At 67.9% G+C, this 13168-nt stretch carries 11 protein-coding genes and 2 pseudogenes; 4 read left to right on the top strand and 9 right to left on the bottom strand.

Going from position 1 to position 13168, the window contains the following annotated elements; genetic code table 11:
• Positions 1–65: 65 nt before the first annotated feature.
• From ACQHII_RS10865 to ACQHII_RS10840, 6 genes are all read right to left on the bottom strand, one after another.
• Positions 66–1070, bottom strand: a complete 1005-nt coding sequence (locus ACQHII_RS10865; protein ID WP_427919094.1) for a DUF4331 family protein — start codon at positions 1068–1070, stop codon at positions 66–68.
• A 330-nt stretch (positions 1071–1400) separates the two neighbouring features.
• Positions 1401–2339: a hypothetical protein gene (locus tag ACQHII_RS10860; protein ID WP_427919093.1), complete on the bottom strand. Its 939-nt coding sequence runs from the start codon at positions 2337–2339 to the stop codon at positions 1401–1403.
• Positions 2340–2506: 167 nt separating this feature from the next.
• Positions 2507–3379, bottom strand: coding sequence for a LysR family transcriptional regulator (locus ACQHII_RS10855; RefSeq protein ID WP_026178816.1), 873 nt, complete (start codon positions 3377–3379; stop codon positions 2507–2509).
• A gap of 264 nt (positions 3380–3643) precedes the next feature.
• Entirely contained in the window at positions 3644–4798 is a 1155-nt protein-coding gene (locus ACQHII_RS10850) for a D-alanine--D-alanine ligase family protein (protein WP_427919092.1), read from the bottom strand.
• Positions 4799–4890: 92 nt separating this feature from the next.
• On the bottom strand, positions 4891–5673 hold the full coding sequence (locus ACQHII_RS10845; protein ID WP_427919091.1) for a M15 family metallopeptidase: 783 nt from the start codon (positions 5671–5673) through the stop codon (positions 4891–4893).
• Positions 5674–5705: 32 nt separating this feature from the next.
• Positions 5706–6965, bottom strand: coding sequence for an MFS transporter (locus ACQHII_RS10840; protein WP_427919090.1), 1260 nt, complete (start codon positions 6963–6965; stop codon positions 5706–5708).
• Between the two features lie 500 nt (positions 6966–7465).
• On the opposite strand from ACQHII_RS10840, the gene ACQHII_RS10835 reads away from it, so the two are divergent.
• The gene (locus tag ACQHII_RS10835) at positions 7466–8224 is read left to right on the top strand and encodes a hypothetical protein (RefSeq protein WP_427919089.1); all 759 of its coding nucleotides are present in this window, start codon (positions 7466–7468) and stop codon (positions 8222–8224) included.
• A gap of 367 nt (positions 8225–8591) precedes the next feature.
• On the opposite strand, the gene ACQHII_RS10830 is transcribed toward ACQHII_RS10835, so the two are convergent.
• Positions 8592–9140 (bottom strand): ricin-type beta-trefoil lectin domain protein, encoded by a 549-nt coding sequence (locus tag ACQHII_RS10830; protein WP_427919088.1) that lies wholly within the window; start codon positions 9138–9140, stop codon positions 8592–8594.
• Positions 9141–9306: 166 nt separating this feature from the next.
• Positions 9307–9486: pseudogene (locus ACQHII_RS10825) on the bottom strand (NADPH-dependent FMN reductase); the annotation flags it as partial.
• Positions 9487–9718: 232 nt separating this feature from the next.
• Between ACQHII_RS10825 and ACQHII_RS10820 the strand changes: the two are divergent.
• The 3 genes from ACQHII_RS10820 to ACQHII_RS10810 all read left to right on the top strand — a co-directional run bounded on the left by ACQHII_RS10820 (position 9719) and on the right by ACQHII_RS10810 (position 12300).
• Positions 9719–10234 carry a hypothetical protein gene (locus ACQHII_RS10820; protein ID WP_427919087.1) on the top strand — a complete coding sequence of 172 codons (516 nt, stop codon included), beginning with the start codon at positions 9719–9721 and terminating at the stop codon, positions 10232–10234.
• A gap of 219 nt (positions 10235–10453) precedes the next feature.
• Positions 10454–11581 (top strand): sensor histidine kinase, encoded by a 1128-nt coding sequence (locus ACQHII_RS10815; RefSeq protein WP_427919086.1) that lies wholly within the window; start codon positions 10454–10456, stop codon positions 11579–11581.
• On the top strand, positions 11578–12300 hold the full coding sequence (locus ACQHII_RS10810) for a response regulator (protein ID WP_427919085.1): 723 nt from the start codon (positions 11578–11580) through the stop codon (positions 12298–12300). Before ACQHII_RS10815 ends, ACQHII_RS10810 begins: the two co-directional genes overlap by 4 nt.
• A gap of 62 nt (positions 12301–12362) precedes the next feature.
• Here ACQHII_RS10810 and ACQHII_RS10805 read toward each other — a convergent pair.
• Positions 12363–12689: pseudogene (locus tag ACQHII_RS10805) on the bottom strand (transposase); the annotation flags it as partial.
• Positions 12690–13168 lie beyond the last annotated feature (479 nt).

Below are 13168 nucleotides of genomic sequence, written 5' to 3'. Positions count from 1 at the left end.
AAAGGGCCGCCGGGCCGGGTGCCATGAGGTTCGGGGCTCGGCGTCTGGCCGATGCCCTGGTTGCATCAGGCCGGTGCGCTCAAGTACGGGAACTCGGCGCGCAGCGTCCCAGTGGCGTAGCCGGCGTCCAAGCCCATGGAGACGGGAGCGTTCAGCACCATCTCGAACATCGCTTCGGGAACGGACTCGGTGAGTCCCCTGCCGTTGCGGGCCTTCGCACCGAAGCCGGCTTCGGTGCCCACCTGGTAGTGCAGGACATCCGGGAAGATGATGTCCCGCGTTGCGGCGCCGTAGCCCTGCGGATCGGAGTGCGTGTCGTTGGCGGACACGAGACCCGCGACCTTCCGGCGTACGAGGTCTCCGTAGTTGTCGAGGTCGTCCCGCGGATCGGTGGCGTTGTAATCGTCGAAGCCGGCCTCGGTGACGTCGAACAGCGTGCTGACGAGCGGCTTCGCGCACCGGTTGATCTGCAGCCAGCCGCCGTGGTGGTCGTCCAGCGCGGTGGTGGTCCAGAGACCGATCGTGTCCGATCCGACGAGGTCGTCAGGTACTTCGAGGACGATGGCGGTCACGTTCGTGCCGGCGAACAGGTTCGAGGCCCGCTGTGGGTCGAACGCGGAGAGGTCCACCGCTTCGCCGTTCCGGAGCGCGGTCACGACCGCCGTGATGACGGTGCCGTCGAGGTAGAACGGGTCTCCGGCCCGGCCGACGAAGGCTTTGAGGCTATCGGGCGTGGTGACGATCTCCTCCGTACTGCCGGTCGCCACGGGAGTCCCCGGGGCGTTGCGGTCGGCGGCCTCGGCACCAGTCAGCCGGTCGAGCACCCAAGCCTGCCGACCGTCGGGTTCGGGCGCGAGGAATCTGAACCGGAACGTCAGATCCTGCACGGCGTCGTTGTCGGTGTCGATGTGGAACTCGTACAGCGCCTCGGGGTGGAAGCCCTTGTCGGCCGACACCGGGTTGGTGTTCATGACGAAGACGGTGCCGTTGCGCCCTTTGAACAGGTAGACATCGCTGATGTCCAGACGAGGGTCCTGTTTCGCGACGGCTGAATCCTGGTGGTGGGACATCGAGGGGCCTTTCGTGAGGGATGGGCAGGGCAAGGCATGGCGATGCCTCGCCGACTGGGAGTTGGTGTGCCGTCGTTGACGCGCGCTCCGTCTGAGCGGCTCCGGCTCGACGATCGCTGCGCTCAGGCGCGCAGGGTCCTCGCCACGCAGTGCGTTACCGCAGCCGCGCCGGGACCCCGAGGTCGAAGTGGGGCACGTCGAACATCCTGGCCCGGGCCGATCACGCGGCGCCAATGCCTATCCGGGGGTTCGGCATGCCGGTCCGGCATCAACCCTCTTGCGGGCACGTGGAGTTGCCGACGAGGTTCGCGATTTTGGGATGGATCACGGTCAGGGCGCTACGCCCCGGTTGTGCCAGCTGAGCGCATACGCGGCCTGGCGGGCACGCATCAACTCTCCGAGGGGCCGATGCTCGGTGGCCGCGATCCACGGGTTGAAGCTGCTCTTCTCGATGGTCTCGGCCAACGCCTCGTCAGGTGCTTGCCGAGGAAGGCACAGGCGCGCCACGGTGAGCCACGGCGCGTCCCAGCGGACCGAGGAGTCCTCGATCGGCGTGCGCCGCTCGTCCTCGAAGAACTGGGCTTGGAAGAGGAACTCCAGGTCGTCGTCGGCGAGTCGCCCGAAGATGTCGGCGGCGAGATCCTTGCGTGCTTCTTTGTTGACCGCTGTCGAGGCGGCGCACAGCTTCAACCGCGCGGCGTAGTCGCCGAACGTGATGGGCATGATGCTGAAGAAGTCATGCGTGGCGAATCCGCTGAACGGTTTCGCCATGTCCCGGAAGTTCACGACAGCGCTGCGTGTGAGCTGCGGCTTCGTAGCGACCTTTCGAAGCGCGGCGCCGGGCGCACTCGTGGAGAGATCGACGATCCCGACGACGTCCGCACTACCGCTGACCTTCAGGGTCTCCTGACTGACCAGGGTGAAGTTCTGCTCGACGCCGGTGGACGACGGCGTAGAGGCGCCGAGCACCTTGATCGCGAAACCGCGGATGTCCGGAGCCCGGTCGAGGGAGAAGTTTCCATTGGACAGCCGAACATGTGCTTCAAAGGCAGAAGGAGTGGCAAAAATCCCTTGCCGCGCATATTCGGGAAGATCTCCTTCCACTGCGAGGACAGCCTTCAGGGCGGCTACTCCGTTGCGATGCAGAGCTCTCCCGTGGCCCTGCTTCTTCAGACGTTTGCGTTGCAGTTCAGTGAAAACGCGCGCCTGGTCGGCGTGCCGGGTGCTCTCGTCGGGCAGAAAGACTTCGCGCCATTCAGTGCTCGGCATATGAAAACCTTCTCGATGTTCGGGCCCTCCGTCGGGCAGAGGGTTACGCCTTCAACCGAGCCTTGCGGCCCACGACTTGTCACGCCAATGCCGATTGCCCGAACCGTCATGCCGATCGGGCATGACGCCTGGAAGCCCCAGGTCATGCCTGTCGGCCGTTGACGCTTCTACGTCGAACCGAGCGCCGCGATCACGATCTTGGCGAACTGGTCGATGGACGGCATCTTCCGGTTCTTGGCGTACGCCAGCGCCACCATGCGCGGGGCGACCCCCGCGAGCTGGACGTAGCGGATGTCGGGGCGACGGTAGAAATCGGCGAGGCCGGCCGGGACGACGATGAACCCGGTGCCGGACGCGACAGCTTCCAGGCTCTCCTCGATCGAGGTGGGCCGGTCTGCTTCCCGGCGGTCGCGCACCGCTGCCGCGTGGAAGCCGGTTCCACGCCACTCCGGTACGTCATCGGAGTCCTGCAGCAAGCGGTACGGCGTCAGCTCCGCGATGTCGACGATCTGCGCCTGCGCCAGCGGATGTTCGTCGGAGAGTGCCGCGACGCGCGGTTCGGGGAACAGGGGAACAATCTCGAAGGTGTCGACCGGCAGCGGCAGCCGGACGAAGCAGACGTCGACACGGCCGTCGAGCAGATAGTCGACCTGGTCGGTGGGCGCCGTGTGCAGCACCTGCACATTGACCTCCGGCGCCAGCGCCCGGAACTGCCTGACGATCGGCGTGACTATGACCCCTGGCATGAAACCGATGGTGAAGTGGTGCCCCTCACGGCTGGCGAGGCGGACCCGCCGCTGTAAAGCCAGCGATGCCGCGAGCAGTGGTCGTGCGTCCTCCAGCAGCTGACCACCGGCCGGTGTGAGCGCCGTACCCAGCGGGCCGCGCTGGAGCAACGACGCTCCAAGATCGTCTTCAAGGGCGCGGATCTGCCGGCTCAGCGCGGGCTGCGTCATGTTCAGGCGTTCGGCGCCACGCACAAAGCTGAGCTCTTCGGCAACCGTCACGAAATAGCGGAGACGCCGGAGATCGATATCCATGACGGCCATGTTAGCCACGCTGCTTTTCCTGTCGAACTGCCTGCCGGAAAAACTCCTTGGGCTTTGGTGATGCCCAACCGGCATAACTTCTTCGCGAAACGGCATTGGCGCCACTCGGCATCCACGGCCATGATTGGCTGACATAAAGTGGCCACCGAAGTCTCCGGTGACGTCCATTCAAACCGGACTCCTTCCGCACGAAAGACCAGGCGAATAGTCGGCCCGGCGCAGCCGGTACTCCCATTGCGGGCTGGGAGCCTCCGATCATCTGAGGCCGGTGGACCGCCGCAGCGCCGCCTGGAGCAGACGGTCCACCAGGTCTCCGTACCCGATGCCGCTGGCCTGCCACATCTGCGGGTACATCGAGACGGGGGTGAAACCGGGCATGGTGTTGATCTCGTTGATCACGAATTGTCCGTCCTCGGTGAGGAAGAAGTCCGCGCGGACCAGGCCCTCGCAGGAAGCCGCCTCGAACGCCTTGAGTGCCAGTCGGCGCACCTCATGGGTCTGGCTGTCGGTCAGTGCCGCGGGCACCACTCCGGGGGTGGAATCGAGGTACTTCGCCTCGAAGTCGTAGTACGCGTGTGCGTCGGGCACCGGGATCTCGGCCGGCACGCTGGCCCGCGGTCCATCGGGGAATTCGAGCACGCCGCACTCGATTTCGCGACCCTGCACCAGGGCCTCCACGATGATCTTCGCGTCGTGTCGGTGCGCCTCCGCGATCGCGTCCTCCAGCCCCTCCCTGCCGTCGACCCGGGTGATACCGATCGAAGAGCCGGCGCGTGCGGGTTTCACGAACAGCGGCCAGCCGTACGCGTCGGCGAAGCCACTGATCCGCGCGCGGGCGCCCGCCGCGTGGGAGTGCCACTCGCGGGGCCTGATCACCAAGTACGGCCCGACCGCCAGACCGAACGCGCTGAACACCCTCTTCATGTACTCCTTGTCCTGGCCGATCGCCGAGGCGAGAACGCCCGCGCCGACGTAGGGGATGCCGGACAGCTCCAGCAGGCCCTGCACAGTGCCGTCCTCGCCGTACGGTCCATGGAGTACGGGGAAGACCACGTCCGCTTCGCCGAGGACCTTCGGCGCCGCGCCGCGTTCGCCGCAGACGACTGTCCGATCGGTCGGGTCGACGGAGACCACGATGTTGCCCCGGTCCGTGTCCGCGAGCTGCTCGACCGTGGGCTGCCGCCGGTCGACCATCACCATGCGCCCAGGATCGTCCGACGTCAGGACCCACCGGCCGTCCCGGGTGATGCCGACAGGCAGGACGTCGTACTTCGTCCGGTCGATGGCTCGCAGTACGGCCCCTGCGGTCACGACGGAGACGCCGTGCTCGGAGCTCCGGCCACCGAAGAGAAGTATCACCAGCGGCCTGCGGCGGGATCCGGACGGAGGGGAGGCGGATCGTTCGGTCATGGTTTCTGCTTCCTTCGCTGAGCGGCGCCGCCCTCCCGGTCGGAAGGACGGCACCGCACGTCGGTGGACCGAAAAAGGTCTCGGTTGTCCGGTCAGCCGGTCAGTGAGGATCGGGAGACGGGGAAGTCGAAGTAGGTGGACGGGTAGGGCTCGGCGGCGAAGGTGAAGTGCCACCATTCCTCGGCGAGATTCACGAATCCGAGTGACTCCAGCTCGTCCTTGAGCAGCAGTCTGTTGCTGTGCTGGACTCCCACGATGCGCGGGTCGAGGGTGTGCGCGAGCGTGTCGAAGCAGTCGTATCCGGTGCCCATGTCGATCGAGTTGTCCGGGAACCTCTGCGCGGCCGGCGCGTAGCACGGCTCAAGCTTTTCTCCGGGGACGTAAGGACGCGTCGGGTGGGCCGGCAGCTTCACGAGCGTGAGGTCGATCGTGCTGCCGCGACTGTGTCCCGATTTCGCCGCGATGTACCCGTCGGTGAATAGGTTGGCCTTGTCCACCTGCGGATAGAACTCGTCCTTCATCGTCAGGTCGGTCAGGTCCTGCGCCCAGTCGACGAACTGGTCCACCGCGCGCTGCGGCCGGTAGCAGTCGTAGACCTTCAGCGTGTAGCCCTGCGCCAGGAAGTGGCGCTCGGCCTTCGCCAGGGCCTGCGCCGTCGGGGCGGTGACGATGCACAGCGGTTCGACATAGCCGTTTATCGGCGTGCCGATGAAATTGTGGGGGGTGGCGTAGCGGATGTCCTGCAGAATCGCGGGGGCCACGTCGTGGAGCGCCACGAAATCGGCGGGCGCCTTACTGTCCGTGTCGGCAGCCTGTGCGGTGACCGAGGTGCTCGCAACTGTGCCGAGGACGGTCGCCAGAAATGCCAGCAGCATGGGTGCGCGTCTGCGCGCGTTTTTGATTTTCACTATGCCGTACCCCTACTTGATATATGGGCGGAGAATTTCCCCAGACCCGCGAACGGCGTCAGCGAGAGCGCCATGACGAAAATACCGAAGAACAAGGTGCAGTGCAGGAGACCGTATTCGCCGACGAGTAAACCCGTGACCAGTACCGGAACGCACATCGACGTATAAGTGATCGTGTAGATGGCGGCCATCAGGCCCGCCCGTTCCGTCGCGAGGACGTTCGCCGTCACCAGACGGACGCCGCCCTGGAACGCCGGGCCGAATCCCGCACCGGCCACCGCGGTCCCCACGTACAGAGCTGTGGAGGAGTCGCGGTGTGCGGCCAGCAGCGTGACGGCCACCCCCGTCGTCAGAAGCAGGGAGCCGCCCAAAGCCGTTCGGCCGGCGTCGGTATGTCGGGTCAGCAGCACTGCGGGCACCGCACTGGCGGTCAGCAGGGACACGATCAGGCCGTCGGCGGTCGACGACGCCGATCCGGTGATGCCCTGGACCAGATCGGGTCCGAGGGACAGATAGAAACCGCCCAGAGCCCAGACAGCCACGAACACGGGTGCGGTGACAAGGAGGGCTCGGCGGCTGGACCGGGGAGCGCGGATCCGCGGTCGCACCGAAAGCCAGGCTCCCGGCCTCGGCAGCCTCGATTCCGGCCTCGATTCCGGGATGAAGGCCAGCCCCAGCATCTGCACGGCCAGCGCGCTGAACAACAGCGTGTACACACTGCCGAGGTGAGCCGGAATCAGGTCCATGAGCAGGCTCGTGCCGAGCGTCCCCGACGCCATGCCGATGAGCGGAGCGACGCTGACGAACAGGGGCCCCCACCGTTTGGTCACGTCGAGCAGGGCGGCACCCAGCGCACTCGTCGCGGCACCCGTGGCCAGCCCCTGGAGCGTCCGGGCGAGGATCAGCGAGGTCACACCGCCGGCCTGCAGGAAGAGCAGCATGGACAGTGCTTCGAGGGCGAGAGCGACGCCGATGACCGGCCGCCGGCCGACATGATCGGAGAGCGCCCCGACGGTCAGGAGCGCGACCAGGACGCTCAGGCAGTACACGCCGTAGACCACGGTGACCGTGCCGGAGGAGAGGTGCCAACTCTCCTGGTAGACGCGGTAGAGCGGAGTGGGCGCACTGGAGGCGGCAAGGAACGTCGTCAGCACGGCGGATAAGAAGACGGCCGACCTTCGGCGAGAAACCGCATGGTCGGCCCGCCTGCCGGGCCGCCTGTCCCTTGCCTCGGACTGGACATGAAGCTCTTCGAGCATCGTTGTTCGGCTCTCTGTACGGGAAGGGCGGAACGGGAAGGGCGAGCGGCAACCCACAGGGCGCACGTCACTTGGCCTGTCGACAGGCCGCGCTCTCCATGACTCCGACGCCGAAGGCGACTCGACGGGCATCGGCGCGGCCTCCCACCGAGGGGGACCGGGGGAGGCCGACGTGGACCAACGTAGGGGTCCGGGTGACGTGTTCACGGCTGCCGTGGCGCATCGGGTACCAACAGGACCTCGACAGGGGCCGAACAGACACTGCGGCACGGCAGTTGTGCGAATGGCGTGTCGGGGAGCTGGGCACATGCCGATCCGGCATCAGAACGGCCCGAGTCGGTATCGGCGATATCGGCGGAGCCTGACCGAGAATCGGCAGGCGGGCCGGGTCCGCCTCTGCCGCTCGCCCGCCGACCCGCTGACGTCCGAGAAGGCCGGCCCTCGCCAATGCCTCCGGGCTCAGGTCCAGGCTCCGCAACCCCGGAGGGCGAACGTCGAACATGACCGACCTCAGCATCGGCCACGGTCCCATCGGCCTCATGGAAGAGATGGAAGAGGAGGAAGTCACCTATCCCGTGAGCACCGTGCTCACGCTTCAGCGCGAGCGGACGGCGTCCTTGCTCCGCGCCCTGCGCAGTCAGCATGTGCTGCCCGCCCGAACTCACACCTGGGGCTCCGAGCGGGCTTACGGCGCGCTGCTGCACGAGGCCGGCACTCGCCTCGCCGTCCTGGACGTACCCGGGGCGCAGTGGAGCGACGGTCTTGAGCAACGCGTGCGCGCGCTCAGCAACATCTCATCCGTGGTCGTGCTCGTACCCGATCACACGGATTCCGTAGGGCTTCTCCTGGCGGGCGCCGCCAACGTCCTCCTCCGCGACTCGCCGCCCAGGGAACTCGCGAGCAGAATCACCGCGGAGCGGCGATGGCTGGACATGAGACCCACGCGGCAGCGGCAAGCCGAGGATTCGCCAGCGTTCCGTGAGGTCGGCCTCCAACAGCACTCCCAGCAGGTGCTGTTCGAGGTCCTCTGTTCCGCCTCGCGGCCCTGGTGCTGCCACGACCTGTGCCTGCTGCTCGGTACCGCCGGGGAACCGATGAGCCGCCGAGCGCTGCACGGCAGGATCGTACGGCTCGACGAGCGCCTCGCACGGCGTGGACTGTCGGTCGACTGCACGACCCAATGGGGGCGCACGACGTTCATGGGCGTCGTCGAAAAGGCCCGGGAAACGCCTGGGCCGGCGAAGCGCGGCAGGCACTGAAGTGACGACTGAACGGCTCCTACGGACCCGGAGCTCGATGCGACAGCCCGGACCGCCCACTGCCGACCGAGGCGAACAGACCGATGGAGAGACGAAACATGGACGAGCGAGCAGCGACTTCCGGCGAAGACACGGAACCGGAGGAGTCGGAGGAGGCGGTCCGGGCCGCGCTTCTGGACGCCTGGAGGGCAGGGGGCGGCGGAAGAGACGGACGGGAGGCGGGAACATCGTCGCGTCCGGTGCCCTGGGCCCTCGCGCGTCCTTGTCCGAGCAGGTCCGGCCCCCACCGGAGACTTCGAGGGATCCCATCACAGGGCGGCTTACCGGGTGCGTGAGCACGCCTCGGCAGGCAGCCCTCGACGCAGTGTCAGGTGGGCAGGTTCCACCTCTGGTTGACGGCACCGGTGCAGCTCGCGATCTGGAGCTGCGTGCCGGCGGTGGTGTAATTCGCGGTGGCATCGAGGCACTTGCCGGACTGCGGGTTGTAGATCGTGCCGTCGGCGCGCGTCTGCCAGGTCCGGCCGCCGGAGCCGTCGCAGTCGTCCAGCTCCACGGCGGTGCCGTCGGCCGTGCCTCCGCCCTTGACGGCCATGCACTTGTTCTCCACCGTCAGCGTGCCGTTGAGGTTCCGCGTCCACTGCTGCGAGTTCGTGTCGTTGCACCAATACTGCTGGATCGGGTTGCCGTTCGTGGTGTTCCCCGAGCGGTTGTCCACACACATCCCGGCGGAGTTGCTGATGGGGCCCGTCGGGTTCTTCTTGTTGGTCAAGGAGAATCCGCTGTTCGCCGTCAGCACCGCGTAGGACAGATCCGAGCAACCGAGGTCGGACGACTTCACGGTGGTCGGCACGGTCGAGTTGGCCGCCGTGGCTGCCGTCCAGCCGCCGCCGTAGGAGGTCTGGTACTGGAGCTCCAAGCCATGGATGAACGGCAGGGGTTCGAACCCTGTGACATCAGCTGTCGGCGTGCTGACGTCACTGGCTTCACATGATCGTCGGCCGGTCACCGGGACGACCGCAGCCCTGTGGCGACCGTGCCCGTTCGTACCCGCCGCAGTGCCTCATTCTCTGTATTTTCGCCCCTCAAATGTGCAGCCCTTGGAGCACACCGCGCAGCTGGGCGACGGCCCGGTTGCCGCCGCGGGTGTCGCATCTGACGACGGCGGCGGGCTTGTCGCGCCACTCCGTGTAGAGGAAGCCGAGGGCGTTCTTCAGAACCGCGGGGTAGCCCCAGCTGTACTGCGGGAAGACGAGGAGAGACCCGTCGCAGCCGCTGGCCGTCCGGCTTCAGCGGCGCGTGCGCTCGTACTCGTACTGACCGAGGGCGGGTTGCGCGGCTCGTCCAGGAACGGCAGCGCTACCTCGGCGAGGTACACGGGCTCGTAGGTGAAACGGCTGTTCTGCGCGTCAACCCGTGGGTTGACGCCAGGTATCAAACCAGGAGTCAACCCGCGGGCCGAGGCCGTGCGGCGCCGCGGGCGGCAAGCTCCTCCCCATGACGACGACTGACTACCTCATCTCCGCCGCCCTGATCCTTCTGGTGATTCCGCAGATGCGCGGCGGCCGTCTGACGCCCCGCACGCTCCTGCTGCCGCTGGTGTCCGTCAGCGCCGCGGCCGCGCACTACCTTCATTCCTTCCCGACCGAGGGCCACGACGTCCAGCTGGACCTCTTCGGCGTCACGATGGGCATAGTGCTCGGACTGGCCAGTGGACTGGCCACCCGCGTCAGCCTGACCGAGGACGGCGCCGCGTACTCCAAAGCCGGGTGGCTGGCCGCCCTTCTGTGGGTGCTGGGCATGGGCGCGCGCTCGGCCTTCGTGTACTGGGCCGAGCACAGCGGCGCTCACACCATTGCGCAGTTCAGCCGCGACAACCTGATCACCGGCGCCGCCGCCTGGACCGCCGCGCTGCTGCTGATGGCCGTCACTCAGGTGGTGTGCCGCCTGGTGGTGGTGCGCGTCCGGGCCTACCGGCTTACCTCCCCCCTTGTCACCCCCGCCGTGGCCTGAAGCGTGGCGCCCGGCAGACCGCCGCTCGCAACACACTCCGCCCTGGCCCGGTTCCGCGTTCGCGGGCCCGGGCCCGGGCCGAGCTTTGCGATCAGGGGCGCAGCGCGCACCTATTCTTCAGAAGTGACGGACACACTTCAGCCGACGGGCCCGGTCAGTCCACGGCTGGCCGTGGCTCTTGCCAGTGCCCGGGAGCGACGCGAAGGCAGGGGCCGGCGCATGCAGCCCGTGCTGTGGGGAGTCATGGCCGCCATCGCCGTCCAGTCCCTGCACGCTTCCCCCGCCCCCGGCGTCAGGGGCAGGCACCTGGCAGTAACCCTGGTGCTCGTCGGCTGTCTGCTGCCCATGGCCGCGGTCGCGTCGAACCTGTGGCCCCTCGCCGGTCGTCCTGCCCGCTGCCTGGTGTTCTGCGTGCTGGTGGACGGCTTCGGGTTCGCTCTGGGCATCCTGCAGCCCGGCTCGATGTCTACCCTGCCACCGTCCGTCGTGGTCCTGACGGCCTTCCTCATCCTGGAGCGACGGGCGGCCACCGTGCTCGCGGTCGTCGTCATGGGCGCTCTGACCGGCGCGGCGGCCGCCGGGTTGGACGGCGGTACCGACAACTTCCTGCATCAGGTCCTGTTCGGCGTGATCCTGGCCGTCGTGGGCATCGTGGTACGGCAGTCGATCATCAACGAGGTGGCCGTCACCGTGCTGCTGGCCCAGCTCGAGGACGCCCGGGAGGCGGAGACCGAGGCGGCGGCGCTGGCCGAACGCACCCGTATCGCCCAGGATCTGCACGACGTGCTCGCCCATACCCTGTCCGGACTGGCCGTGCAGATGCAGGCCGCCCGGCGGATGGCCCGGCGCGACCAGGCGAGCGGGGATCTGCGGGGGCTGCTGGACCGGGCCGGTGAGTTGGTCAAGGAGGGTGTGGCCGATGCGCGCCGGGCTGTGCGGGCGCTGCGCGGCGAGCGCGTGCCCTCTCTCGATCGGCTGCCCGAACTGGTCGAACGCTATCGGGTGGACCTGGAGCTCGACGTGACGCTGTCCGTGATCGGGCCGCACCGGGAGCTGCAGCCCGACGTTGGTGAAGCCCTGTACCGCGGTGTGCAGGAGGCGTTGACCAATACGGTCCGCTACGCACGCGACGCACAGGCCACGGTCACGCTCGTCCATGAGCCCGGGGCCACAATCCTGACCGTCGAAGACCGCCGCACCGGGCCGGGACCGGTCCGGGCGGCAGTGGCCGAAGGCTCCGGCCTGGGGCTGACCGGCATGCGCGAACGCGTGACCGGGGTCGGCGGCACCCTGCACGCGGGGCCGACAGCGCATGGATGGGAAGTACGGATGGAGATACCCGCGTGACGGAGCCCGGCAAGGCGGCATCTGACGGCGAGAAGATCAAAGTGCTGGTCGCGGACGATCAGCAGGTCGTACGCAAGGGCCTGGTCCTGCTGATCGACATGCTGGACGGCATCGAGGTGGTCGGCGCGGCCCGTGACGGTGCGGAAGCGGTGCTGCTCGCCGGACAACTGGCCCCGGACGTAGTACTGATGGACCTGAACATGCCGGTCCTCAACGGTGTCGCGGCCACTGCGGCACTGCGTGAGCAGGTACCCGGCTGCAAGGTACTCGTGCTGACCACCTACGCCGACGACGACTCCGTCTTCCCGGCACTACAGGCGGGAGCGCGGGGCTATCTCACCAAGGACGCCGACGACGACGCGATAGAGGACGCCATCACCAGCGTCCACGACGGCCGCATCTGGCTCGATCCCGAGGTACAGGCCCGCCTGGTCGCGGCCGTGCAGACCAGCGAGGTCGCACCGCCCGCCGCGCAGCGAAAACAGGCCCACACGCCGCAAACCCCCGCACCTTCCGACGGCCTGACCCCGCGCGAGACCCAGGTGCTCACCCTCATCGCCCGGGGCCTGTCCAACGCGGAGATCTGTGCCCGGCTCGTCGTCAGCCCGGCCACGGTGAAGACGCACATCAACCGCATCTTCACCAAGATCGGCGCAGCCGACCGTGCCCAGGCCGTCGGCTACGCCTATCGCAACAACTTGGCCGAGCCCTGGGACTGAAGACGCCACGACGGACGGCGGCGGGCAATGGCCCGCCGCCGTCCCGGTTCGGCTAAGAGGTCCTAACAAAGGCGTTGGGCGTGGCGGTGGGTGATGAGGCAGGTGGCGAGGCCGAGGAAGGCTTCGTGGATGTCGTCGCGTCGTTCCCATCGGATCCGCAGGCGGCGGAAGCCGTGCAGCCAGGCGATGGTGCGCTCGACCACGTAACGGAAGATGCCGAGGCCGGAGCCGTGTTCCGTGCCTCGTTCGGCGATGACCGGGCGGATGCCGCGGGCCCAGAGCAGACGCCGGTACTTGTCGTGGTCGTAGCCGCGGTCGGCGGGGAGCGCGTCGGGCCGGTGTCTGGGGCGGCCGACGGCATCGGCCACGGCGGGGATCTTGTCGAGCAGGGTCCCTCGAAAGAGGACCGGTGTGGTCGATGCCGAGCTGGGCGGCCAAGGTGGTGGCGTGGGCCTTGGCTGCGGCCTCGACCAGCCCGGCGTAGGCGTCGATGGTCGAACGGATCCGGTGTCGGGCGATGAGCATGAGGACGGCCGCCAGCGGAATCGCCGGCCACCACCAGGCCAGGGGCGCGTACAGAACGCTCCAGGCCGCCATATTGGCTGCCCGCGTCAGAGCCGATCGGGCGGAGGAGATCTCGGTGCGGACTGGATCGGGCAGGACCAGCCACAGCTGTGGCCAGACGCCGAAGAGGTCCAGATGGTGGTCGCGGTCCAGGCGGAGGGCCGCGGCTTGGATCCGGTCGCCGCTCCAGGTCGGCCGCTCAGGTGGTCCGACGGAAATTCGGGAGCGCCTGTGAGCCGCGCGCAGCCGTCGTTGCGGGTCGGGCCGGTCGGCGGGGGCAGGCGCGAGAGCACGGCGCTGCTCT

The organism is Streptomyces sp. cg40 (assembly GCF_050320165.1).
GTDB classification, from domain to species: domain Bacteria; phylum Actinomycetota; class Actinomycetes; order Streptomycetales; family Streptomycetaceae; genus Streptomyces; species Streptomyces hokutonensis.
Note: the sequence above shows the minus strand (reverse complement) of the source record. Positions and strands in the feature narration are given on the sequence as shown.